Below are 23,676 nucleotides of genomic sequence, written 5' to 3'. Positions count from 1 at the left end.
GAACGGTCATGCCGGTCCGGGATGGATGTGAATCGCTTGGAATAGTTGTGTCCGGCGCTTTAACTAAAGGATGGCGCCAAGTTCAATCAGGGTCGCGGCCGGGCCGAGCTTCTGGACCACCGTGCCCATCTTCGAAAGGCCGCTGGGCTTCACATAGATGCTATCGCCGGCGTGCAGGGCGATCTCCTTGTCTCCGTTGGGAGCCATCATATCCTTGTACGAGATCATGACGGTTTTGCCGGTCGATGCCTGGACTACGTAGATATTCTTGCCCGCGTCGTGGGTCAGTCCGCCGGCCTCAGCCAGGGCCAGGTGCAGGGTCAGGTCGGGGGTAATGGTGACCGGGCCTGGATGGTTGACCTCGCCCATCACCGAGATGACCTCCTGCTTCTGGGCGGGTACAAAGACGATGTCATTGCGGCGCAGGCGCATATTTGCCAGCGTGCTCCCGCTTTCGATCAACTGGCGGAGATCGACATCCATCCGGGTGTTGTTGCCGCGATAGATGACGCAGGTATCAGGAATGCCGTCCTTGCTGGTGGGGTTTGCCGAAAGTCCGGCCTTCGAGATCGCGCCCATCAGTGTCGGTGTGTCATCAAAGGAAATCATTCCCGGATTCTTCACATTGCCGAGTACGGTGACATGGTTCGAGCCGTACTTGTCGATGGAGGTCGTGACCGTCACATCGGTGTAATACGGAGTGAGGGCATCGCGGATGGCCGCGCTCGCTCCCTGACGTGTCTTGTCATTCACTTCCACCGTGCCGGCGACGGGCAGCGTAATGCGGCCGTCAGGGCCGACGATGTACTTGCCGCTAAGATCCGCATGGCCCGGAACCTCGATGCTGATCTCGTCGCCAGGACCCAGCTGGTACTCAGCATCCGCCGCAGGCTCGAACTGTTCGAGCGCTTTCGTGGGGCTCAGCTTGAGCTGTGGATCGGCCGGCTGGTCGGCTGCTGCGGGAGCTGGAGCGGACACGGCTGCCTGCTGTACTGGTGCGGCTGTTTGTTGTGCCCACGCTGCGCAGGAAAAGGTCACCGGCAGCGCGAACAGTAGAGACGAAATGGCAAGAGATCGATAGGTCACGGGGAGTAGACTCCGTTTCTTCCTCATCCCTGCGCCATGCGATCGAAAGGCGCAGAGATGAGGCAAGCTGATTAGCGGCTGGTGCGAATCCAGGCCGCTTCCGAATGCGAAGCGCGGATCAGGCGGGGGACCAGCCGGAACTTCCAGAGAATGTAAAAGGGGGCCATCGCCAGCAGGCGCAGGGTACGGAAAAAATGCGGTCCGGCCCATGCGGCCAGCAGCACATGGGTCAGCACCAGCGCCAGCGAAAACAGTCCATAAATGCGTGCTACAGGCAGGGGGAGGATGCTGACCATGATCAGCGCTGAGACGCCGAAGGCCAGCGGCATTCCGGTAATGTCCATCAGCGGCTCGATCATCGAGAGGCGTCCGCGCAGGATCTCCCGCAGCAGCGGCCCGGTCCACATCTTCGCCACCCGGATGCGTCCGCCCTCCCAGCGCGCCCGCTGCGAGACTTCGGCGGTGCGGGCTACCGGCAGCTCGGCCGAGACCACGGCGTATTCGATGAAGCGGACACGCTTGTGTGCCAGCAGCAGGTGCAGGTGATACTCCAGGTCTTCCACCAGCGAGAAGGCTTCATACGGAACCTCGCGCAGCGTCTTCGCCGTGAGTGCGAAGCCATTGCCGAGGATTCCGGCGGAAAAGCCCAGGCGGTCGCGACCCATGGGGCGGATAAAGGTAAAGCCGCGGAAGGCCAGTGAGGCCAGCCCGGAGTTGCCCTTGTCGCTGAGGCTCTTCATCTCATACCGGCACTGGAGAGCATCGGCCCCTTCACTGAGCGCCTGGTGAATCATGGGCACAAAATTTGCCGAGACCGTCGAGTCGGCATCGACTACGGCCAGCGCGTCGGCGCCTGCTGCGAGTGCCGCGGCAAAGCCGACGCGCAGGGCATGACCCTTGCCGCGTGCTGCGGGATCGTCGAAGACCAGCACTTCTGCTCCGGCTTCGCGAGCCAGCTCCGCGGTTGTATCAGTGCAGTTGTGCGCCACGACCAGGATTTGTGCAGCCTGTCCGGCCGAGGCCCGGAGGCTGGTGACGCAGCGGGCAACCAGCAGATCTTCATTGTGTGCCGGAACGACGATGGTCAGCCGGCGCAGTTTCTGGGTTGGAGGCAGCTTGGTCCGGCGCCGGGGTACGAACAGCGCCGAAGTGACGATAAGCAGCTCTAAGACCAAAGGCAGAGTCGCTGTTATCAGTACAACAGCGATAAGAAGAAAGAAGATATTCATGGAAGAACCTAACCCCACAGTTGTCATTCCGATACTGCTTCGATTCGGTGCGCTCTTTGCCTGTCTCGTATGGGGGGCCGAGGAGGTTCTTACGTTGCAGAGCTCGTGCGCTGAGTGGGGGGAGGTCCAGTGCCGAATACGGGAGAACGAGGTGAATCGCCAGATTGTATGCCGAGTCTATTCTCAGCTCAATGAATTTTGATACGCCATGCCGGACTCCTGTGCCGGTGTTTCAAAGGGAGACGGTGTGTTAGCTGCGCCGACTTTGCGGCAGACATCCTGCAGCAGTTCGACGCGTACCTGTACCGGGCTTTCTGTTTCGCCGGGGATGTGCATGGGCTGTGCTGTCTGCACCATGCGCAGTTCGGCGCGTTCCGTGCGTTGCAGAGCATCGCCGACGCTCGAGGTGGTCATGAAGAGACCGGCCAGACGGGAGCCGTTGATCAGCCGCTGCACATGCGGCCGCATCTCCGCCAGCCAGAACTGGCTCTGCCGTGCCCGCAGATCCGCGCCGATCGCAATCAACGCGCCGAGCGCATCGGGCCCGATGTAGTGAGTCTGCGAGAGGTTGAGGATCAGGTTCATGCCGCAGGCTACGGCCGCGCCGGCGCTTGCCCGGAACTCTTCGAGCAGCTCTCCGGAAAGATCGCCGTAGACCGAAATCACGCAGGAGTTTCCTGTGTGCTCGGCAAAGATGCCTGCCTTGGTGCGCCGGCGCGGCTGCATGGCCATGGCCATATATTGTCCGGGCATGTAACGGGCAAATCCCACGGCATCGCCCAGGTAGCGCTGCACCAGTCGGCCCGGCTCCTGGAGCATGCGAAACAGCCACTCGAGGCCGGTCTTCTGCATCCAGCGCGGCGCCCGCCGGACAGCTCCGGCGATGAAGTCAATCGAGCCGCCGACACCGATGCACACCGGAACATTCAGCCGGTGGCGATGCATCGCCAGCCACTTCTCCTGCTTGGGATTGCCCATGGCGACGAGCAGGATATCGGGACTTGCGCGCTCGATCCGGCGCAGGATGTCCTCGTGGTTCATCTTTTCCAGGGGTGCAACCGGCGGGGAATAGCGGCCGGCAATGCGCAGTCCCGGAAAGCGCTCTTTCAGCTTTTCGGCAGCGCGGGCGGAGTTGGCCTCGCTGGCGCCGAGAAAGAACATGCTGTAGTCCTCGCGGGCGCAGAGCTCGGCAAGGCGCGGTACGAGGTCGACGCCGCAGACGCGCTGCTTCAGCGAAGAGCCAAGCAGCTTCGCGCCCCAGAGGATAGGCATGCCGTCGGGAATGACCAGATCGCAGGTGCAGAGGATCTCCTGCATCTCCGGATCGCGCACGGAGTGGATCAGGAAGTCCAGGTTGGCCGTGGCGATCTGGTGAAAGCCGCGGCTGCGAATCTTTTCGTCGACGTAAGCGACGGTTTCGTCCATGGTGACGTTATGAAAAGGCACGCCCAAAACAGCCACTGTGGCGGGATGCGTCGTCGGCATGTGGCAAAGGTCCATTTCCGGGGGATGAGAGATCGGCGTAAAGAACTGCGGGGGGTCAGTTCACCAGGGCTGCAGGGGTTGCGTTGCTTGTTTCGAGCAGATCGATGTCGTCCAGGTGAACTTCGACGGCGATGGCCTGGCAGACCGAGCTGATATTCACCAGGATCTTGACCTGGTTGGCAATGCGTACGACTCGTCCTTCGACTCCGGCCAGCATGCCGCTGCGAACCTTCACCGGCGTGCCAATCTCGACACAGGGATGACGGTCGCACTCCGCGCCGCTGGTCAGAGCCAGCCGCAGGGAAGAGATCTCGCTCTCCGGAACCGGTTCAGGGCGTCCGTGGTTGCCCAGCAGCTTGACTACGCCCGCCGTCTCAAGTACCCGTACCCGGTTCTGCAGGGAGGGCTCGAAACGGGCGAAGATGTAGCCGCCGAAAGCGGGCACGTCCATGACCTTCTTGCGATCCTTCCACTGATGCGTTTCCCGCAGAGTGGGCAGATAGCTTTCAAAGCCCTTGGCTTTGAGTTCACTGGCAATGCGTTCCTCGTAGCGATACCGGGTCTGAAGAGCGAACCACGAAGAAGCAAAAGGGGAGTTGGCATGAATGTCCATACATTCTCGCTTTAGATCAGTATTTTGGCCGGGCTTCGCCCGTGTCAGCCCCGTGGGACTGATTTCCACTTCCTGGATCCTGACGATAGAAAGAGAGACAGGTGAAGGCAGAACAACAGGTTGAAAAAGGCCCCAGGTCTACTTGCTTGGTGGCCAGGTTTGAGGATGAAATTCCGGGCTCTCTTCACTGAGCAGAACCTTCTGAAAAAGCCATTCGGGATCGCAGTGCAGGATTTCTGCAATCTGCGTACGCAAATCCGGGCTAGGTTCACGGAATCCGTTCACAATCTTACTGAGGTGGGCCTCATCGATCCCCACCATCTTGGCAAGACGGTTCTGACGGACACCGCTCGTATACATACGCAGCTTCAAATTTGGGTATATGTCGCGTTGGATAGGCACTTGTTTACCCAGCGTCTCTCGTTGTCGAGCAGCAAATTCTCAGGTGGGGGTCTGAGTTGCCCGTCATAGTGCACGAGACGTGCCAAAAGATTTCCACAGGATATGACAACATTTTGTTGATGATTCCCAATAACGTCCGGCTGAAAGCTGCCTGATGCTTGGGAATATGCGAAATTTATTGGTAAATATTCCTAAATTTTAGGAATATTTGAGACGAGATCGCTCCCCGCTGGATCGCATTTTCCTGCTGCCTGGCATCGCTTCCGAAGAAGGGTTGGCAGCTCGCATACTGCGTCTGAAAATGCCTGTAAATGGTTGTATATAAATGGTTTGAATGAATATTGGAGGTGTGGGGGAGAGGACATGCCCCATTGGTCACAGCGCGAAAAGGTACCTCCAATTCAATGGTAATGAGTAGGCGAATTCTTGTTGATACGCCCGGCGAACTTCATTACTGTCAGGTTTAGATCCTTGATCGTTCAGTTGCTCTTGTCTGCGATCAGTGCTTTCACGCCTCCATTACCTTGGGTTCAAATCCGTGCAAAAGGCTCACGGGTAATTGGAATATTTCTGGCAAGATAGCAATAAATTATTGAGCGCAACGGCGAGGCACGCATTTCCCCCGACCACGCCGGAATCCTTACGCAGAAAGTCGCCGTATTCGCATGCCTAGCACCATCGTTCTGGTCGCCGATCAGCAGGAACTGCACGCCCCGCTCACGCGTCGCCTCGAGGACCAGAGCCACAGCGTTTTTGTTGTCAAAGATATCCCGGAAGCGCTCCTGTATCTTCGCGATCCCGCCTGCACGGCCTCTGTTGTGGTCTTTCACATGGTGCTGCGCCGGCAGCAGGATGCTTTCACGCTGACGGAGATCTGCTCCTTCCGCCCGTATCTGCAGGTCATTCTGCTGGCGGACAAGGCGCGGGGTACGGTCTTTGACGGACAGACTCCGCATGCCAACATCCGGATTCTGCATCGCTCCATCGGACCGCAGGAGCTGCTCCATGTGGTGCAAGATGCGGTGGGCGCCGCGGATGCGCAGATGGGCAGCAAAGAGGAGGACTCAGAGGTCGATCTTGACGCGGAAGCCGATGAGAACGGTCCGACGGTTTTTACTACTCCCTTCTTGATGCGCGTGGGCATGGCCGATGTGCCGGTGCTTCTGCACGGCGAAACGGGTGTTGGCAAGGAAGTAATGGCGCGGCGTCTTTGCGCTTATTCTCCGCGTGCGAACAAGCCGTTTCTCAAGTTGAATTGCGCCGCGCTTCCTTCGGAGCTGGTCGAGAGCGAGCTCTTCGGCTATGAGAAGGGCGCATTTACTGGAGCCGCGGTCGACAAGCCGGGCAAGTTCGAGATCGCCCAGGGCGGCACGATTCTGCTCGACGAAATCGGCGATATGGATATCCGCCTCCAGGCCAAGCTGCTGCAGGTGCTGCAGGATGGCGAGGTGCAGCCGCTGGGCAGCCGCAAGACGGTGAAGCTGAATGTCCGCGTGCTGGCGGCGACGCACCGCGATCTGCGCCGTGCTATCGAAGTCGGTACCTTCCGCGAAGACCTTTATTACCGCCTGAATGTGGTGAACATCATCATCCCGCCGTTGCGCGAGCGCCGCGACGAGATCATTCCTCTGGCCGAGAAGCTGCTCAAGCGCCACATGCGGCCGGGCATGGTTGAGCCGGTGTTGAGTGAACCGTTCAAGGAGCTGATGCTGCAGTATGACTGGCCGGGCAATGTACGCGAGTTGGAAAACCTGATGCGCCGCCTGCTGGTCTATCAGAGCGAGAAGATGATCTTCGGCGATCTGGAGCGTGCGATCGAACACTCGCGCACAAAGGCGCGTCCAGTGCTTCCGGTTGCTGTCGAGACTGCCGAACCGGTTGCCGCTGCTGCGCCGCAGGTGGCCCCTGCGATTGCATCGATCACCGATCTGGCTGAGGTTGCGCGCCAGGCCGAGGCCAAGCTGCTGCTTGAGGCTCTCGAGCACACGCACTGGAATCGGCGCCAGGCGGCGGCGCGCCTCAATCTCGATTACAAGGCCTTCCTCTACAAGTTGCAGAAGCTGGGACTGGTGGGGAAGAAAGATAAGACGACCGTACCGCAGACTGTCTGATGCAGAGTCTGTCCGGAGATGCGCGTGTTTGAACTGCTGCGGGAAGACTGGGAGACGCACGAGCGGAAGTTTTCACGGCAGGGCTTCTGGGCCATGTCGGTGTACCGCTTTGGCCGCTGGCGTTACACCATTGGCCCGCGGATTCTTCGTGCTTCGTTCTCGTTTCTTTATAAGTTTCTGCAGAAGCTGGTCGAGGTGCTTGCGGGGATCGAACTGCCTTGCGAGGTGACGCTTGGCCGTCGCTTCCGGATCGATCACTTCGGCGGCATCATCATCAGCGGCGATGCAACCTTTGGAGATGACTGCGTTGTCCGCAACGGAGTAACTGTCGGGTTGCGCCATACTGGTCAGCGCGGTGCGCCGGTCATTGGTAACCGAGTGGATATTGGCGCGGGCGCGAAGATCCTGGGGCCAATCCACATCGGAGACGATGTGGCGATCGGCGCCAATGCGGTGGTGATTCGCGATGTGCCTTCGAACTCGATTGCCGTCGGTATTCCCGCTCGCATTCTGCCACGCCGCGATGCAGCTCTTGCTCAGGCGGAGATAGCGGAGTTGCAGTCGTGAAGCACTGTCGCGTAACGATGCAGGAAGGCCGCTGCGCAGTGAATTCGGGAAAGATTGCCCGGAAGCAATGGGAAAGTTTTCCCAAAATCTGGATGAGTCTCGACGGGAGATAGGAATGATGCTGCCTGCACTCTCGGTGGTGGTAATCGGCCGGAATGAAGGCCAGCGCCTGGTGCGCTGCCTCGATTCCGTCGCTGCACTTCGCAGCCATGTGGCGTCGCTCGAGATTCTCTACGTGGATTCTTCCTCGACGGATAACAGCGTCGCAACGGCATCTGCCATGGGCGCAAAGGTGATTGCGCTGCATGCCGAGCATCCCACGGCTGCTCTGGGGCGCAATGCAGGCTGGCGCGAGGCAGCTTCAGAGTACGTGCTGTTCCTCGATGGAGACACGGTGCTGGATGCGGATTTTCCGGCCCGCGCCTTTGCTGCGCTTGCTGCGGATGATCACATTGCCGCAGTCTGGGGACACCGCCGTGAGCTGCATCCGGAGGCCTCGCTCTACAATCGCATCCTGGATCTGGACTGGATCTATCCGCCCGGTCCTGCGGAGTTCTGCGGTGGCGATGTGCTGATGAGCCGTGCGGCGCTTGAGGCCGCCGGCGGTTATGACGGAACGCTGATTGCGGGCGAGGAGCCTGAGCTTTGCCGGCGCATGCGCGCGCTCGGTTACAGCATTCTGCATATCGATGCGCCGATGACCGGGCACGACCTCGAGATGCGCCGCTTCCGCCAGTACTGGCGCCGCGCCGTGCGGGCGGGGCATGCCTACGCGGAAGTTTCAGGCCGCTTTCGGCGTACCGGCGATCCCTTCTGGCAGGATGTGCGTGTGGCCAACTTCCGTCGCGGCGGTTTCTGGGCCGGCTCGCTGCTGCTGGCACTTCTGTTGTCGCTCTTGCTGCGCAGCGTGTGGCCGTTCGCCGCATGGACCGCGCTTCTGTTGCTGCTCTCACTGCGTTCTGCGCGGAAGTCGCGCTGGAAGTCTGATGATCGCGGCACGCTTTTCCTCTATGGCCTGCATTCGCAGCTGCAGCAGATACCGATTCTCTTCGGGCAGATCGGCTACGAGCTTGGCCGTCGCAGACAGGGACCGCGCAAGCTGATCGAGTACAAGGGAGTCTCCTCCTGATGCTCCTGTTCTCGCTATGAGGCCCTTTGCTCTGCTGTTGGTCCTGGCGCTTCTGCTCGTGCTGCTTGCGCTGATAGCCATGCCTGCTCTGCTGTGGCTGGCGCTTGCCGCTGCCTGTGGGGTGCTGGCGTTGCATCTGTGGCGCGAGGGCGTGCACTGGCAGATGTATCCAGCCTATGCCGCGGTGTTTTCACTGGGCGCTGTCGCGGCTGGAATTCATGTGTTGCCGATTGGACATCTTGCTCTGTGCGCCGTGGCTGCAATGCTGTTGCTTCTGCTTGCTGCTTCCTGTGGCTTGCACTGGCTCGCTCCGATGTTTCGCCTGCCGCGACCGACGGGCCGCTATGCTGTGGGCACCCGCATTCTACACATGGTTGATTCTTCACGGGACGAAGAGGGTGGATATACCTCGATCAACAGGCGGCGCGAGCTGATGGTGCAGGTGTGGTATCCGGCGCAGAAGGGACACTATCCGCATGCGGTCTACCGACGGGCTGCGGAGGTAACGCGCGCGTCTGCACATCACAGTGTGCTGCAGATACAGCCGCTGCAAGAGGCTCCGGTGGTGAAAGAGGCCGGTCCGTTTCCGCTGCTCGTCTTTAATCCCGCATGGACCGGGCAGCGCACGCAGAGCACCTTTCTGATGCAGGAGCTCGCTAGTCACGGCTACATCGTGGCCAGCATCGATCACACCTTTTATTCCGGCCTGGTCGCGTTTCCCGATGGACGCGTATTCGATAGCCGCATGGCGCCTGCACTGGGAGATTTCACGTACCTCAGCATTGAAGAGGGCATCGCGCTCGCCGATCAGTTCACCGCCATTCTTGCGGAGGATACGGTTGTCGTCGCTGACTGGCTGGTCGCGCTCAGTAATGATGCGACAAGTTCCTGGTATCAAACGATCGATGAGACGAAGATCGCAGCTCTCGGTCATTCCATCGGAGGAGCGGCGGCTGCGGAAGCCGCACAACGCTCACCGCACATTCGCGCGGCGTTGAATCTCGATGGATGGAGCTTTGGCGAGACGCTGCGCCACGGCCTCGCGAAGCCGTGGGCGGTGATCTATGGGAAAGGAGTTGAAGTTGAGCCTGCCGATTCTGCTGCGCAGCCTGAGGGCGTCCAGCGCTACTGGGAGATGAATCGCCGCAACTATGCCGCGGTGGCGGAGCATATGCGTGAGACAGATGGCATCATCGTGACAATCGAGGGCGCAAGCCACTGGAACTTTACCGATCGCCCGCTTTACTCACCGCTGCGCTCGAAGACCGGGGCCGGGACAATCGATGCGCGGGGAGCACAACGTATTCTTGCCGAGCTGGTGCTCGCATTTTTTGCCGAGGTGCTCGATACAGGACCGCAGCGCATGGAAGAGGTCGTTTCGCGCTATCCCGAAGTGCGCCGGATTTAGATGGCATGCGGGAAGAGAAAAGGGGATCGCGAAAGCGATCCCCTTTGTATCGGAAGCAGGATGGGACTACTTGCGCCGGCTCCGGTATGCGTCCGCGATGAAGGGTGGTGTGACCGCGTGCAGGAAGCTCTTTACGCCACTGCGGCCGTTAGCCTCGGCGATGACCGGAGCATCGGGGCGTTGGAGGAAGATGGTGCTGTGCGAGTCGGTAACCTCTTCTTCCGGGCGGCCATTCGAGTAATAGTAGGTCGCCATCGATTTACGCGAACGATCCGGCGGACAGGCCAGCGGCGTGGGATGTCCGTGATACGAGAAGTCAGTGGTGCTGAAGATGGCGCAGCGGTTGAAGAGCGGCAGGATCTTCCTATCTGCCCGTGTCATCTCACGATTCCATAGTTCGAAGTGGCCGCCGTACTCTTCTTCCCAGTCCTTGTTCAGATAGATGAGCACATTGATGCGGCGATCGAGCTGCAGCTGCTCGTGCCAGTTGAAGTCGGCATGTACTTCGAGATGGCCACCGCGCTTGATCTGGTGCAGGCCGCCGCCGACGAAATAGGGATCGGGAATTACGCCTTTGATGCCGGTAAGTACTTCGAGAAACTGCACCATCGGCCGGCTGTTCATGAAGAAGAGCACGTCGCGCACGGAGGTGGGCAGCTTTTCTACAAAGTCGAAGGCCAGCTTCTTCTCGTTCTGATTGGAGAATTCAGTCCACTGCAGCTGGCGGGGCTCGGGAAAGTCACGCAGTGCCGCCTCGGCTGCTTCCAGGGGAAGAAAGTCATCGAAATAGATATGCGGAAAAGGCTTGTTCGCCGCGTATTCAGGCGCTTTTTCGTGCGCCAGCTGTTTCAGTTTTTCCAGGTATTCATCGCTGTAAAGCACACTCATCGCTCGATTCTCCTCGCGGTATCTGCTCCGCTTTTCCTATTTCTCAGCAGGATTTGGTCGAAGTCTAGCATGCTGCGAAGACGCCAGAAATACCACCTGCGGACGCAGAAAGTGGTTACGCGCGGGGGATAAGTCACGAGAACCGGTCTCATAAGTAGTGCAGAAATTCTGCATGACCGCATGAGACCAGTTTTAAGAGAGCGCTTGACTCGGAACGGTCATCAGTGAGGCTGACGCGCTAACAGCTTTTTCACACGCAGACCTCCAGCCATCGCCAGAGATTTCCCGCGATCGAGCATGGCATGCTGGCCAGGCGGAGTGGGATGCAGGCCAAACTTCCTCAGATAGTAGTTTGCCTGGTAGACATATTTTCGATTGGAGTCCTTCTGCTGGTAGCTGATGCTCAGCGAGATGGAGATGTTGTTGCCATTCTGCAGCCAGTGCGGAGAATTCACGGGAATATGCACGCCATCTCCTGGCTGCATCGCGAAGACATGTGCCCGGTCTTCATACTGCTGTTTGTAGATACCCGCGTTGTTATCTCTTGACCAGAAGGTTTCCAGTTCCTGCTCCGGGGTAACTTCACGATCATCGCGGTTAAAGATGTGGATTGTCTTTGTGCCGCGGACCTGCATCAGGAAATTGCACTCGCGGTCGATGTGATAGGAAGTGATCCGGTTCGGTGAGGTCACGAAGATCATCGCTTCCTGGCTCTTGCGGTCTTCCTCGATGCGGCGTCCGCTCAGGGCTTTTACATCTCTGAGGCACTCTTCGAGGATGTCGTTGTAATCCGGATCGAGATGGACACGGCGAAAGATCATCCAGGCGCCGGAGTTCTCAATCGAGTCGAAAGCCTCTTCCATGGTGAGCGGCCGCCGCGGTACGGAATCCCAGCGTTGATCCACCTGCACCTGTCCGGAGTCGAAATAGATCCCGGCGCGGGTGATGGGATTCTCCATCAGCCGGCGCATCCTGGAGAGCTGAAAAAGGGGATGATCTGCGCCAAAGCGATGAGAGAACCCGAAAGGCAGACGATCGAAGTCCTTCTGGAAATGCTCACGAGAAGATTCCAGAAAGAACAAAGGCGCAGCAGAAGACAAGGAAACGGAGCCCATACATTCTCCTCGGGGGAAAAATTAAAGGGGCCTGAATACAAACGTACTGTAACTCGTTCCTATCGATTTGCAAGAGTGACTCGCTTCAGCCATTGGTAACCGGAAGTAATGCGAATCGCATGAGCGAGCCGCAAATACCTCCTCTTCCTGCGAGCAGTTGTGCGCGTCTCCTGTTAAGGAAAATGCATGAAATAGGGAAAACCGTGCGGGATCTAGACAAATGTATCCATAAGTGTGACAAATATCTGCGGTCACTGGATGGGGCAAATCCTTGCGGTTACTAGAAAAGGCTGCTTCGTTACCAAATGGGAATGGCAGCAAGCGGGTGCAGCCGATAGTGTCATTGCAGATTGAAAAAGGCAGGCACGATGCAGCAGATATGCTGCCGCTGGCTGCCCGCACTTTTTCTGGCGCAATCTCGGCCCAGCGCCGCCAGACGCGCAATGAGACCGGTCAGGGAATATCCGGCGAGAGCATCAGTCCCGGCAGGTCAGTTTGTAACAGTGAGCGGTCCTTTGCCATGGACTCACTTTGGCGAAGCCTTGCCTCATTGTCATGCCGAAGTATCTCGCTCAGGGATAGAGATTTCCACGAAGTCACGGAAGCCCCTGAGGGTGTTCGACACGGTCCACGTCGTTCTTCGGCATCCATCCCCCCGTAAATTCCCCTGCAAGTTTTCCCTGCTGTTGGATCTCCATGCCTGAATCCGTCTCGCTGCCGATATACATTGTGCGGCGGAGGCGTAAGACAGGCATTCCGGAAGGCATTCCTGCTATGGCAACGATTAGTCTTGGTAATTTACCGCGCAGCAAACCGGCAGCCGGCAAAGCTGCCGGGGCGAGTGTCCTGGTTTCGGGGAGGATGCTGCGCACGTCGCTGACGACCTCGCTGATGATGGTTACCGACATTGCAGCGGTCCTGCTCGCTCTGCTGCTTTCCCTGCGCATTGGCCTCGAGCGGTTGCTGGATGCTGGCAGCATCCATTCGGTGTTGAGCGGCGCTGTGCCGGTTTCCTGGCAGATGGGATATCTCGGCTGCTACCTCGCAGCCTTGCTGCTGGTCAGCCATCACCAGGGCCTTTATGGCCACAGCCTGAACTACAGCGTGCTCTACGAGCAGCGCAAGACAGTACAGTGCGGTCTCACCGCCGGACTGCTGCTATGCGGCGCGATCTATGCCACCCACGGGGGCAGCACTTCGCGCGCCGTCGTATTCGGCCTCATGTTCTTCGGCACGCTCTTTACCTGTATCACGCGTGGTTTCTGGCGTTATGTCATGATCCGGCGCTATGAGCGCGGAATCGACGCGCGCAACGTGGTCATCCTTGGTGCCAACGGTATCGGCATGGCGCTCCAACGGCAGATTATGCGGCGCCGCCACCTGGGCCGGATCTTCAAGGGCTTTGTGCACCTCTCTTCCTCGCCCTCGCAGTGCTCCTCCGAAGACGTGCCCATGCTCGGCACGCTGGACCAGATCCGCTGCCTTGCGCGTCAGCATTTCATCGACGAGATCATCATTGCCGAAGCCTGCAGCCTTGATACTGTCCGCGATCTTATCGACCTGGCGCGGGAGATGAGCCTCGAGATCCTGGTGATTCCCGGCCTGTATGACGGCATCACCCATGAGGCTCCGATCGAGTATGTCGGCGATTTCCCCGTGGTTGCACTGCATTGCCGCGACGAGAAGGTCATCAGCCACTTTTTCAAGCGTGTGTGCGATATCGTTCTGGCGGCCTGTGCGCTGATCGTCTCGCTTCCGCTCCTGCTCGCTCTCATGATTGCGGTCAAGCTCGATTCGCAGGGGCCGGCTTTCTACGTTTCGCCACGCATTGGGAAGAAAGGCCGTGTCTTTCGCTGCATCAAGTTCCGGACCATGGTTGCCGATGCGGAAAAGCGCAAGCAGGCCCTGGCGGCGTTTAATGAGCGCACCGGCATTCTCTTCAAGATGCGCAACGATCCACGTATTACCCGCGTCGGCGCATTTTTGCGCAAGTACAGTCTCGACGAGATTCCGCAGTTCCTGAATGTGCTGCGGGGTGAGATGAGCCTGGTCGGGCCGCGGCCTCCGCTGGCCAGCGAGGTGGAACAGTACGAGATCGAACATTTTCGCCGTCTCGAAGTGCTGCCAGGACTGACTGGCCTATGGCAGGTCAGAGCCCGGCAGGATCCTTCCTTCGAGCGCTATGTCGCCCTCGATCTGGCTTATGTCGAGAACTGGAGCTTCTGGCTGGATATGAAGATCCTGGTTCGCACAACCGAAGTTATCCTGCGGGGCACCGGCTCGTAACCAATGCAGGCATGTGTTCCGTTTTAGGAACACATGCCGAGATACCCTAGCCTTCGAGGGTTGGACGCGGCTCCTGTGGACGCATCACCTCTGGTTCCATCTTGAATACCTCGGTCGTTTCGATGCTGACCTGAACCTCGGATGCGGCGGATTCCCAGGTGCTCATGCCGCCGATGATGAGCAGGAGTGGCAGGATCATGGCGTTATTCAGCAGGTTGTCGACCGCGGTGAGCAGGATCGCTGCGGCCAGCGCATGACGCAGGTTCAGATATTCGATGTCGGAGCGCGCCATGGGAAACCAGATCGCGCGGATGACCGGCACGAACTGCAACATCTCGAGAGCCAGCAGCCCCAGGATTCCGAACATCCCGAAGCCCAGCAGCCATAGTCCCCACGGGCGCAATGTGCCGCGGCGCCACCAGTCCCACTCGCCGTAGCCGAGCACAGGCCGTTCCAGCGCAATGCTGACATGCCGCTCATCCTGGCTCAACCGCCAGCCGAGCGAACCCCGGCCGATCTTCTTCAAAAATACTTCGACGTCACGGGCGCCACGATACTCCCGCACCATGCGGTGCAGAGAGACTACGTTTGTCAGCCGCAATCCGGCGAAGACCATGATGCCGAAGATGAAGAGGATGGCAATCGCGCGCGGGAAGGTGCGGTGACTGACAAAGACGAAGGGCAGCAGGGCGATGAGCAGCAGGACGCTTCCCGCGGACTGGCAGGCGAATGTCGTCAGCAGTAGGATCATCGCAGCCCAGGCCACAGGAATGCGTGCCACGCGGGTGACGATGCGTTTGGCCCAGAGCCAGGTGGCGATCAACGCCGAGGTGGCCATCCAGATGCCGAGCTGATTGCCGTTTTCGAGCAATCCGATCGGACGGAAGCCGATATACCGATTCGCACCGATCCATTGGAAGGGAAGATAGCCGTAGAGGTGCTCGTAGAGGTGCGGTCCGCGAATGATTTCGTAGATGCAGATGGGAACGTAGACCAGTCCGGCGAGTACAAAGGCCTGAGCGGCAATGCGCAGCGCGCCGGTGTCTGAGAAGTAAAGGCGTCCGATGAGATAGGGTACGCCCCAGGCCAGCGTCTGGTAGGCCTCCATGCTGGCGATGTCCCCGGTCGGCAGGGCATTGGCAATCCCGGAAAGCAGGGGCGCGACGCACCACATCAGCATGGGCAGGTCCCACAGCGTCAGGCGGAAACGCCGCAGCGCATCACGGTAGAAGAGCAGCAGGCACAGCAGTCCGCAGAATCCCGAGATGGTTGCTTTGGTAAGGAAATAATCGCTGGGCAGGCAGTTGCCCAGGATCCAGTAGGGAAAAGGCGTGGTGATGTGGCCGTAATGTGCTGCGGGCAGCAGCGCCCATCCGCCGAGAAAGATCGCAAGGAAGGCGATGCGCGGAGGATATCGGATGCCGAGCGCAAGACTCACAGGTATCCAGGCCGAAAAGGCAAGTAGTGGCGGCAGAATCATGGGGAGGCTGGAAAGCCGGCTAGGCGCTACTATAACCGGAATGGCTGGGTTCCCGCTATTTTCCGAATGGTCACTGACCCAATGGGCAGGTGTGAGTTCGTATGGTGCCTCTGCATGGCTCTGTGCTGCCTGTGCGGCGCGGGAACGCGGGATGGGTTTTGAAGAGGTGGATTCCGGAAAGATTGCTGCCGCGGCTGCCCTGATCGACGCCTGCCTGGCAGGGGATACGGCCGCCGGCTGGCGGCTGGAGCTGCACACTGCTCTGGCGAATACGTTCGTACACTATAATTTGTACCAAGTTCGACACGTATATCAGATTGGATTGCTTTTCGTGCTGGGACTCTTGCTCCTATATATAGGGCGAGGTGTTTTTTCCCGGTTCCGGTCGCGGCCCGGTGCTCGGCTTGCCGCCTTCGGGCTCCTGCTGTCCAGTGCTCTCTGGGGACTGGAAGTGATCTCGCTGCACCAGACAGATCAGGTTCTGTACCATCTTTGGGGTGGATGCATGACCGTCGCGTATCTTTGGGTGCTGGCTGCTGTTTTGACCGCGTTGGGCGCTTTCCTCGATGTGCTGAGAAGAGATAGAAAACGGGCCTGCTGTTCGTAAAAGAGCCCGCTTCGCAATCTTTCTGTGTCTTGATCTCCTATTACGCCTGGTTTGCAGGCGAATCATTTTCTGCCAGGATTCTGTAAGCCTATGTCCGCTCCCGCTGCAGCCGCTCCGATTGCGGCCCCCGGTCAGAAAGAAAGCACCAAGTCAAAGGTCAATGTGCGTCAATCGCTGTCCGGTGTATGGGAGATGCTTCGTCCCCGCAAGGGCATGCTGTTCGCCGGCTTTCTGCTGATTATCGTCAACCGGATTGCCGGCTTCGGCCTGCCGTTTTCGACCAAGCTGCTGATCGACAATGTGCTCATTCATCACAAGGTCTACCTGCTGTCTCCCATTGTTCTTGGGCTGCTGCTGGCCACGCTTATCCAGGCCGTAACGTCGTTCGCGCTCTCGCAGCTGCTTTCGAAGGCTGCCTGGAGGCTGATTACCGATCTCCGCATCCAGGTGCAGGAGCATATCGGCCGGCTGCCGATCGCGTTTTATGATGCGAACCGTACCGGCGTGCTGGTGTCGCGGATCATGTCGGACGTTGAAGGCCTGCGCAACCTGGTGGGTACGGGGCTGGTGGAGTTCCTTGGCGGAGTGATGACGGCAGCGCTCACCTTTGTGGTGCTGCTGTGGATGAACGTCAAGCTAACCCTGATGGTGATCACCATCATGGGCATCTTCGTTGCGGTGATGAAGTGGTGGTTCGGCACCCTGGGGCCACTCTTCAAGCGCCGCGCCGTGATCTTTGCCGATGTTACCGGCCGCCTGACCGAGTCGCTCGGCGGTGTGCGCGTGGTCAAGTCCTATCGCGCAGAGAAGCGCGAAGCGGAGGTCTTTGCGAGCGGTGCGCGGGAGCTGCTCGATAACCACCTGCGCGGCATCACTAACAATTCTCTGATGGGTATGTCGTCGACCGTCGTGATCGGCGTGGTGGCTTCGCTGGTCATGTTCTTCGGCGCGCATAGCATCCTGGGCGGTTCGATGACGCTGGGCGGATACATCACCTATACGGTTTTCCTGGCCTTCATGGTGGCGCCGCTCTTCCAGGTCGTGTCGATTGCCACGCAGTTGACCGAGGCGATTGCCGGGCTATCGCGCACGCGTGAGATTCTCTCCGAATCGACGGAGGACAGCGACCCCCGGCGCACGCGCAGCTTTCCTGAGGATCTGCACGGTTCGGTGACCTTCGACAATGTGCAGTTCTCCTATGTTCCGGGCAAGCCGGTGCTGCATGGAATCTCCTTTACCGCGCCTCCAGGCTCGGTGACCGCGCTGGTTGGGCCATCCGGTTCGGGCAAGTCCACAATCATCAACCTGGTGAATGCCTTCCATACGGCGGATAGCGGAACCATCCTGGTAGATGGGATCGATCTGACGACCGTGGAGCTTGGCAGCTACCGGAGCCATCTCGGCGTGGTACTGCAGGAGTCGTTCCTCTTCGACGGCACGATCCGGGATAACATCCTGTTCTCCCGTCCGGATGCAACGGAAAGCGAGGTGCTCGAGGCGGCGCGCATTGCGCGTGTGGATGAGTTCGTCGAGCGGATGCCGGAGGGTTACGGCACCATCATCGGCGAGCGTGGCGTGAAGCTCTCCGGAGGCCAGCGCCAGCGTCTGTCGATTGCCCGGGCGATTCTTGCCGATCCTCGTATCCTGATTCTCGACGAGGCGACCTCAAGCCTCGACTCGGAATCGGAGGCTCTGATCCAGGAAGGGCTCTCCTACCTGATGCGCGGGCGGACGACCTTCGTCATCGCTCACCGGCTTTCGACGATCCGGCAGGCAGACCAGATCTTCTTCCTGCAGGAGGGCGTCATTCTCGAGCGGGGCACACACGATGAGCTGATTGCCGCGCGCGGACGCTACTACGATCTCTACACACGCCAGTACGCGCTCGAGAGCAATCTCTTCCTGGCGCCGGGCGAGGGAGACAGCGTTGCCCAGGAAGAGGAGTCGGTCTTCAATGGCAAGGCAACGATCCCGAGCTTCTCGCAGGCGCTGCGCGGCGCGCAATAGAGCAGCGCTGTTGTCGCATCGGTAACCGCATTGACCGGCATCGGTAACACTGTTATGTTCCTTTCCGGAAGGTAAGAAATGTCTCAGTTCGAAAAGCTCTACCATAAGGTCCTTACCGATGCTCATTTCCGCAAGGAGCTGGTCGAGGATCCGCATCGCGCTCTGAAGTCGCTCGATATTGAGCCGACGCCGGAGATTCTGGACGCCATCAAGCAGATCGAGATTGCTGTGGAGAAGCTCGGCATCGATCTGGAAGGACGGCCGCTCGGCAGCGCACAGCTGACCTGATTGGCATTTCCTTTGAGCCGGACGTCTCAAGATAGGCAGACAGCAGAGGAGTGGTTCCTCCCTCTGCTGTCCTCAACCTTTGATCGTGCTCTGGAAGAAGTTCTATTCCGTCTCCAGTCGCGTAGTACCATCCTCACTGAGAACGTTCTCCTCTGGATCTCCGATCGCTGCCCTCTTAGCGATCTGCGAGGGTATTTTCTCCATCCCCAGGCGATGCCTCTTCTTGCTTTGCCCTGGTGGGCGGAGCAGAGCATTTGCGGAGAGGTCGATGCAGCCTTCCAGGCTGCCTTGATGAGAGCCAGCATCGAAGGCTACTTCTTCATCCGCATGCTCGATGACGTGATGGATGGCCATTCCGTGCCGGCTGCCTCGCTTCCGGCAATGCATCTCTTCAGCCTGCGCTTTCACTCCGCCTATCATTCCCTGTTTCCTGCGGACAGTCCCTTCTGGGCGGTCTTTGCGGATGCTCTTGTCTGCACGGCAGAAGCCGAGTCGGCGGACACGCTGCTGACCTCGATCGAAGAAGAACAATTTCTTGCTATTTCCGCCCGCAAATCCGCTGCCGCGCTCATTCCTGTGGCTGCAGTTTGCTACCGCTATGGCCGTGTCGATGCTCTTCCGGCGTGGCGAGCCCTGCTCGACGCGTTCGCTCCATGGCACCAGATGCATGATGACCTGCTCGACTGGAGTGAGGACCTTGCCTCTGGGCGCTGCACCTGGCTTCTTTCCGAAGCGGAGCGCCGCAAGGCTCACGGAGAGACGGTTGCAGTCTGGATCGGGCGTACCGGCCTTCGCTGGGCGGCAGACAGAATGGCGGAATGGATGGATCGGCTGCACTGCATCGCCGGGGAACTGGGCAGTCCGGAAGTGATGGCCTATCTTGAGCGGCGGGACGGGCTTTTCCGTCGCCAGATCGAGGCCCGCATCCAACTGGCGGTCTTGTGCGAGCCCATGCTCGCGATTGCGCATTCCTGATTCCGATTTTTGAATCAAGAGTTTCTGATCGCATCTTCCGTCTGATATTTTCATTTACCTCGAAGCGATGAGGCCTTCCGATCAGTTTCTTGCTCTTGCCGATCAGTGCATCCCCAGCGGTCCTGCCCATAAGCTGCGCCTGATCGAGGAGGCCGAGAACCGCGCGGCGAAGGCTCTTCACATTCTGGAACGGGAAATTCCGCAGGGGATGTCCATTACGGCTGAGGCCTGGCAGGATTTGCGCGAATCCCTGGCTGCGACCCTGCTCTGGATGCTCCGTTTCGGGCTTGGAGCCTTGTGGCTTGATCGGGCGTCGGGTTGCTGGATCGAGAGTCAGCGCGAGCTGTTTACCCGGCTGGCTGAGGACAGCGACGCGATTCACAGAACCTTTGGACGCCCGGCGAGGCGGCTTGTCGGCATTCATGGCGAGCTCTCGCATCGTCATCATGGAGGCCGCTCGGTTGCATCGCTCGAGTTTGCCTCAGGCCTGCGCCTGATCTATAAACCTCGCGGCATGGCCCTCGAAGGGTGGTTTTCTTCGCTTCTCGACGAATTCGACGAGGAGCAGGCACCGATCCGCTTTCGTGCCGCCCGCGTCCTCGACCGCGGCCATTATGGATGGGCGAAGCGCATGGCGCACCGTGCCTGTCATGGTGAGGAAGAGCTGCGTCATTTCTATCGGCGCTCTGGAGGACTGCTGTGCCTGCTGCATCTGTTGCAGGCAACGGATGTCCACTATGAAAATCTCATCGCCTGTGGTCCCGATCCTGTTCTGGTGGATGCCGAGACGCTGCTTCAGCCTTCGCTGGATGCGGGGCCGGCCTCGGTTCTGCGCACGGGCATGATCCCGGTGCCGCGGGTGGATGGCTCCGACTTTTCTGCGCTGGGCTTTGTCCGCGAGCGGCATCTTCCGTTTCCGGTGGACAGCCACTGCGCCACTCCCGTGCTGCATCTGCGCCCCTCGTGCAGCGTCCCTGTCGAGGACTCGGCCGGTATCGCTCCCGAGCTCTTTGCACAGGAGCAGGTGGACGGATTTCGACTCACGTGGAACTGGGTCTCCAGGCATCGCTCTCTTCTGCTGGATTATCTGGAGCAGGCCAGGGATTTGGAGATTCGCTACGTGGTGCGCGATACGCAGGACTACTATCTCGCGCTGGCCCATGCGCTCTTTACCGGAAACCCAGGAGCCGTCGTCCTTCCTGAGCTCGACGGGGAAAGAACCGCATTTTCTTTTCTTCTTCAAGAAGAGCACCGTGCGCTCGCACAGCTCGATCTTCCTCGCTTCACGCTCTCTGCGGATGCCCGCGCCATTGCTCTCAACGGTGCTTCCGGAAACGAAGTATTTCCGCGCTCCGGCTATGCCGCGGCGAAAGAGGCCGTCACCACGATGCACGAGGACGAGCTCGAGCGCCAGCTGGCGCGCATGGACGGCGCCTGGCAGTTTTACGCTGTTGCCAGGCGTCTTCTTTGCCCTCTACAGGGGTGAACTGGCTAGAGGTGGTGTCTCTAGAGGTGGCGTCTCCATATCGCCATTACGCAAATTTTCATTTCGACCGGAGCAGGACGTTTTTTGCTCCTGCGAGTGGAGAAGTCTGCGGTTTTCTGTCCGGGCAGGCGCAAACCGCAGGCGCTGCGCTTCGGTCGAGATGACAATGCAGTGGTAAGTTTTTTATTTCCAATACCTCCATATATGGATACGTCCTAGAATGAATGCACCATGATCGGACGTATCATTGCGCACTATCAGATCCAGGAACTGCTGGCGGAAGGCGCCATGGGCATCGTGTATCGAGCCCGCGACCTGAATCTCGAGCGCTCTGTCGCTATCAAGGTGCTCAAGCCACAGCGCTCTTCCGATGAGGCCGCCGTAGAGCGCTTCATGCAGGAAGCCCGCGCCGCTTCCTCGCTCGATCATCCGAATGTCTGCACTATCTACGAAATCGAGAAGGACGAAGCCGGACAGCTGCTCATCGTTATGGCTTACTACGATGGCGAGACGCTGCGCCGCAAGCTCTTCCGCGGTCCGCTTGCTCCGGAGGATGCGCTGCACTATACCGTCGACATCGCCCAGGGGCTTGCCAAGGCTCATCGTCAGGGGCTGGTGCATCGCGATATCAAGCCGGAAAACATCATCATCACTGCCGATGGCATCGCCAAGATTCTCGATTTCGGCCTGGTGAAGCTGCCGCGTGCCACGGTTTCGGGAGATGCTGTTCCGGAAACCGTGGTCGGCACCGTCGGATACATGTCGCCTGAGCAGATCGAAGGGCACTCCGACCATCGCAGCGACCTGTGGGCCATCGGTGTTCTCTTTTATGAGATGCTGACCGGGCGCAGGCCTTTTCTCGGCCTGCCCTCCCAGGCCGTGGAAGGCATTCTGCACTCCGGCTATACGCCTGCTTCCGAAGTACGGCCGGGCATTCCCGATGGGCTCGATCATGTGATTGCGCGGGCACTGGCGAAGAAGCCCACGGACCGGTACCAGCGTGCGGAAGAGATGCTGGCACATCTTCATGCTCTGCGCCATGGCCTGGCGTCCAGTCCCGCGATGCCGGACAAGACTGGCAATGAAGCGCGGTCGATGACGATTGCCGTGCTGCCGTTCTCCAACGTAGGCGGCGGGGAAGAGGCAGAGTACTTCAGCGATGGCCTCACCGATGAGCTGATCCACCTGCTTTCGCAGCTCAAGGGACTGCGTGTCGTCTCGCATACCTCGGCATTTGAATTCAAGGGCAAGGCGCAGGATATCCGCGCCATCGCGGAACGGCTGAATGTGAATACGATCCTCGAGGGCTCCGTGCGCCAGTTCGGCGAGCGGTTGCGTGTGACGGTGCAGCTGACGGATGCGATCCACGGCTATCACCTTTGGTCGCAGAAGTACGATCACGAGCTCAAGGACATCTTCGCCATCCAGGAAGATATCGCGCGTTCGGTGGCCGCGAAGTTTGAGATGAAGCCGACACGGGAAATGGCGCTCCCGCGTTCGCGCTACTCACAGAACATCGATGCGCATGCTCTTTACCTGAAGGGCCGCTACTACTGGGGATTGCGTACGCCGGAGGCAGCGCAGCGCGGCATGCAGTGCTTTGAGCAGGCCATTGTTGTCGACCCGCAGTGCGCGCCCGCGCATGCCGGGCTGGCGGACTGCTTTGTCAGTCTGGGGTTTCTCGGTGTCATTCCGCCGGGCGCTGCCTGGGCTCGTGGCCGCGAGCTGGCGATGAAGGCGCGTGAGCTTGATCCCCATCTTGCCGAGGCGGAAATCTCGCTGGCCAAGTGCGCGCTTTTCAGCAACTGGGACTGGCGTCTCGCCGAAGAGCTGGCCATTCGTGCGATTGAGCTCGATCCGGGCTTCTCCGGCAGTCATTTCTTCTACGCGATTCTGCTGCTGCAGTCCGGGCGCTATGAATCTTCGCTGCACGAGCTCCGCACGGCGCGTGAGCTCGATCCGCTTTCTTCGCCTATCTCTTCAGGCATTGCCTGGGTTCACTACTACCAGGGCAATCACCACCTGGCGCTCGAGCAATGCGAAAAGGTTTTTGCCGTCGATCCGGATTATCCGGAAGCTCATGCCTGCCGGGGGCTGGCGCTACTGGCTCTACGCCGCCACGCCGAGGCCATGCCGTGCCTGGAGCACAGCGTGACTGTCTCAGGTCATAACCCTATTGTTATTGGCTTCCATGGCGCGGCGCTGGCTACCGGGGGAAGAACGGACGAGGCTCGTGCCGTGCTTGCCCAGTTGCAGAATATGGCGACAAAGCGCTTTGTTTCCGCAGTGCCGCCGGCCATGATCCTCATTGCGCTCGGCGAATATGAAGCGGCGATGGAGCATCTGGAGACGGCGTACAAGACGCGCGAGGCGTTTCTTGCCTATGCCCGGGTCTTTCCGCTCTTCGATCCGATTCGCGAGCAGCCACGCTTCCAGGCCCTGCTCGGAGAGCTTGACCTGGCCAGCAGCGCGGAGATGATGACGAGCGAGCTGCTGGCCTCGGCGCAATAGAAT

The 23,676-nt window shown here is 59.4% G+C and carries 19 protein-coding genes; 11 read left to right on the top strand and 8 right to left on the bottom strand.

Going from position 1 to position 23,676, the window contains the following annotated elements:
* Window positions 1–63: 63 nt before the first annotated feature.
* From ESZ00_RS02035 to ESZ00_RS02015, 5 genes are all read right to left on the bottom strand, one after another.
* Entirely contained in the window at window positions 64–1,086 is a 1,023-nt protein-coding gene (locus ESZ00_RS02035; RefSeq protein WP_164981299.1) for a polysaccharide biosynthesis/export family protein, read from the bottom strand.
* A gap of 71 nt (window positions 1,087–1,157) precedes the next feature.
* Window positions 1,158–2,315, bottom strand: coding sequence for a glycosyltransferase family 2 protein (locus tag ESZ00_RS02030; protein ID WP_164981298.1), 1,158 nt, complete (start codon window positions 2,313–2,315; stop codon window positions 1,158–1,160).
* 183 nt (window positions 2,316–2,498) lie between these two features.
* On the bottom strand, window positions 2,499–3,800 hold the full coding sequence (locus tag ESZ00_RS02025; protein WP_164981297.1) for a WecB/TagA/CpsF family glycosyltransferase: 1,302 nt from the start codon (window positions 3,798–3,800) through the stop codon (window positions 2,499–2,501).
* A 55-nt stretch (window positions 3,801–3,855) separates the two neighbouring features.
* Complete coding sequence (locus tag ESZ00_RS02020) at window positions 3,856–4,413, bottom strand: UpxY family transcription antiterminator (RefSeq protein ID WP_129206518.1); 558 nt, start codon at window positions 4,411–4,413, stop codon at window positions 3,856–3,858.
* 138 nt (window positions 4,414–4,551) lie between these two features.
* On the bottom strand, window positions 4,552–4,815 hold the full coding sequence (locus ESZ00_RS02015; protein WP_164981296.1) for a helix-turn-helix domain-containing protein: 264 nt from the start codon (window positions 4,813–4,815) through the stop codon (window positions 4,552–4,554).
* Window positions 4,816–5,480: 665 nt separating this feature from the next.
* Between ESZ00_RS02015 and ESZ00_RS02010 the strand changes: the two genes are divergently transcribed.
* From ESZ00_RS02010 to ESZ00_RS01995, 4 genes are all read left to right on the top strand, one after another.
* Entirely contained in the window at window positions 5,481–6,926 is a 1,446-nt protein-coding gene (locus tag ESZ00_RS02010) for a sigma-54 interaction domain-containing protein (protein WP_129206515.1), read from the top strand.
* A 24-nt stretch (window positions 6,927–6,950) separates the two neighbouring features.
* Window positions 6,951–7,493, top strand: a complete 543-nt coding sequence (locus ESZ00_RS02005) for a serine O-acetyltransferase (protein ID WP_129206513.1) — start codon at window positions 6,951–6,953, stop codon at window positions 7,491–7,493.
* A gap of 115 nt (window positions 7,494–7,608) precedes the next feature.
* Complete coding sequence (locus ESZ00_RS02000; RefSeq protein ID WP_129206511.1) at window positions 7,609–8,622, top strand: glycosyltransferase family 2 protein; 1,014 nt, start codon at window positions 7,609–7,611, stop codon at window positions 8,620–8,622.
* Window positions 8,623–8,638: 16 nt separating this feature from the next.
* Entirely contained in the window at window positions 8,639–10,030 is a 1,392-nt protein-coding gene (locus ESZ00_RS01995) for an alpha/beta hydrolase family protein (protein ID WP_129206509.1), read from the top strand.
* 66 nt (window positions 10,031–10,096) lie between these two features.
* On the opposite strand, the gene ESZ00_RS01990 is transcribed toward ESZ00_RS01995, so the two are convergent.
* Complete coding sequence (locus tag ESZ00_RS01990) at window positions 10,097–10,918, bottom strand: 2OG-Fe(II) oxygenase (RefSeq protein WP_129206507.1); 822 nt, start codon at window positions 10,916–10,918, stop codon at window positions 10,097–10,099.
* Window positions 10,919–11,139: 221 nt separating this feature from the next.
* The gene (locus ESZ00_RS01985; protein WP_129206505.1) at window positions 11,140–11,877 is read right to left on the bottom strand and encodes a cupin domain-containing protein; all 738 of its coding nucleotides are present in this window, start codon (window positions 11,875–11,877) and stop codon (window positions 11,140–11,142) included.
* A gap of 930 nt (window positions 11,878–12,807) precedes the next feature.
* Here ESZ00_RS01985 and ESZ00_RS01980 point away from each other — a divergent pair.
* Window positions 12,808–14,319: a sugar transferase gene (locus ESZ00_RS01980; protein ID WP_164981295.1), complete on the top strand. Its 1,512-nt coding sequence runs from the start codon at window positions 12,808–12,810 to the stop codon at window positions 14,317–14,319.
* A 46-nt stretch (window positions 14,320–14,365) separates the two neighbouring features.
* On the opposite strand, the gene ESZ00_RS01975 is transcribed toward ESZ00_RS01980, so the two are convergent.
* Complete coding sequence (locus ESZ00_RS01975) at window positions 14,366–15,757, bottom strand: hypothetical protein (protein WP_129206502.1); 1,392 nt, start codon at window positions 15,755–15,757, stop codon at window positions 14,366–14,368.
* 193 nt (window positions 15,758–15,950) lie between these two features.
* Between ESZ00_RS01975 and ESZ00_RS01970 the strand changes: the two genes are divergently transcribed.
* The 6 genes from ESZ00_RS01970 (at window position 15,951) to ESZ00_RS01945 (ending at window position 23,673) form a co-directional block, all read left to right on the top strand.
* Window positions 15,951–16,406, top strand: coding sequence for a hypothetical protein (locus ESZ00_RS01970; protein WP_129206500.1), 456 nt, complete (start codon window positions 15,951–15,953; stop codon window positions 16,404–16,406).
* Window positions 16,407–16,496: 90 nt separating this feature from the next.
* Window positions 16,497–18,413: an ABC transporter ATP-binding protein gene (locus tag ESZ00_RS01965; RefSeq protein WP_129206499.1), complete on the top strand. Its 1,917-nt coding sequence runs from the start codon at window positions 16,497–16,499 to the stop codon at window positions 18,411–18,413.
* Window positions 18,414–18,491: 78 nt separating this feature from the next.
* Window positions 18,492–18,701, top strand: a complete 210-nt coding sequence (locus ESZ00_RS01960) for an Os1348 family NHLP clan protein (protein WP_129206498.1) — start codon at window positions 18,492–18,494, stop codon at window positions 18,699–18,701.
* A 291-nt stretch (window positions 18,702–18,992) separates the two neighbouring features.
* Entirely contained in the window at window positions 18,993–19,676 is a 684-nt protein-coding gene (locus ESZ00_RS01955; RefSeq protein ID WP_129206496.1) for a class 1 isoprenoid biosynthesis enzyme, read from the top strand.
* 67 nt (window positions 19,677–19,743) lie between these two features.
* On the top strand, window positions 19,744–21,162 hold the full coding sequence (locus ESZ00_RS01950; RefSeq protein ID WP_129206495.1) for a type 2 lanthipeptide synthetase LanM: 1,419 nt from the start codon (window positions 19,744–19,746) through the stop codon (window positions 21,160–21,162).
* A gap of 231 nt (window positions 21,163–21,393) precedes the next feature.
* The gene (locus tag ESZ00_RS01945; protein WP_129206494.1) at window positions 21,394–23,673 is read left to right on the top strand and encodes a protein kinase domain-containing protein; all 2,280 of its coding nucleotides are present in this window, start codon (window positions 21,394–21,396) and stop codon (window positions 23,671–23,673) included.
* Window positions 23,674–23,676 lie beyond the last annotated feature (3 nt).

Source organism: Silvibacterium dinghuense, assembly GCF_004123295.1.
Lineage (GTDB): Bacteria > Acidobacteriota > Terriglobia > Terriglobales > Acidobacteriaceae > Silvibacterium > Silvibacterium dinghuense.
This window is presented reverse-complemented; position numbering and strand designations above follow the sequence as displayed.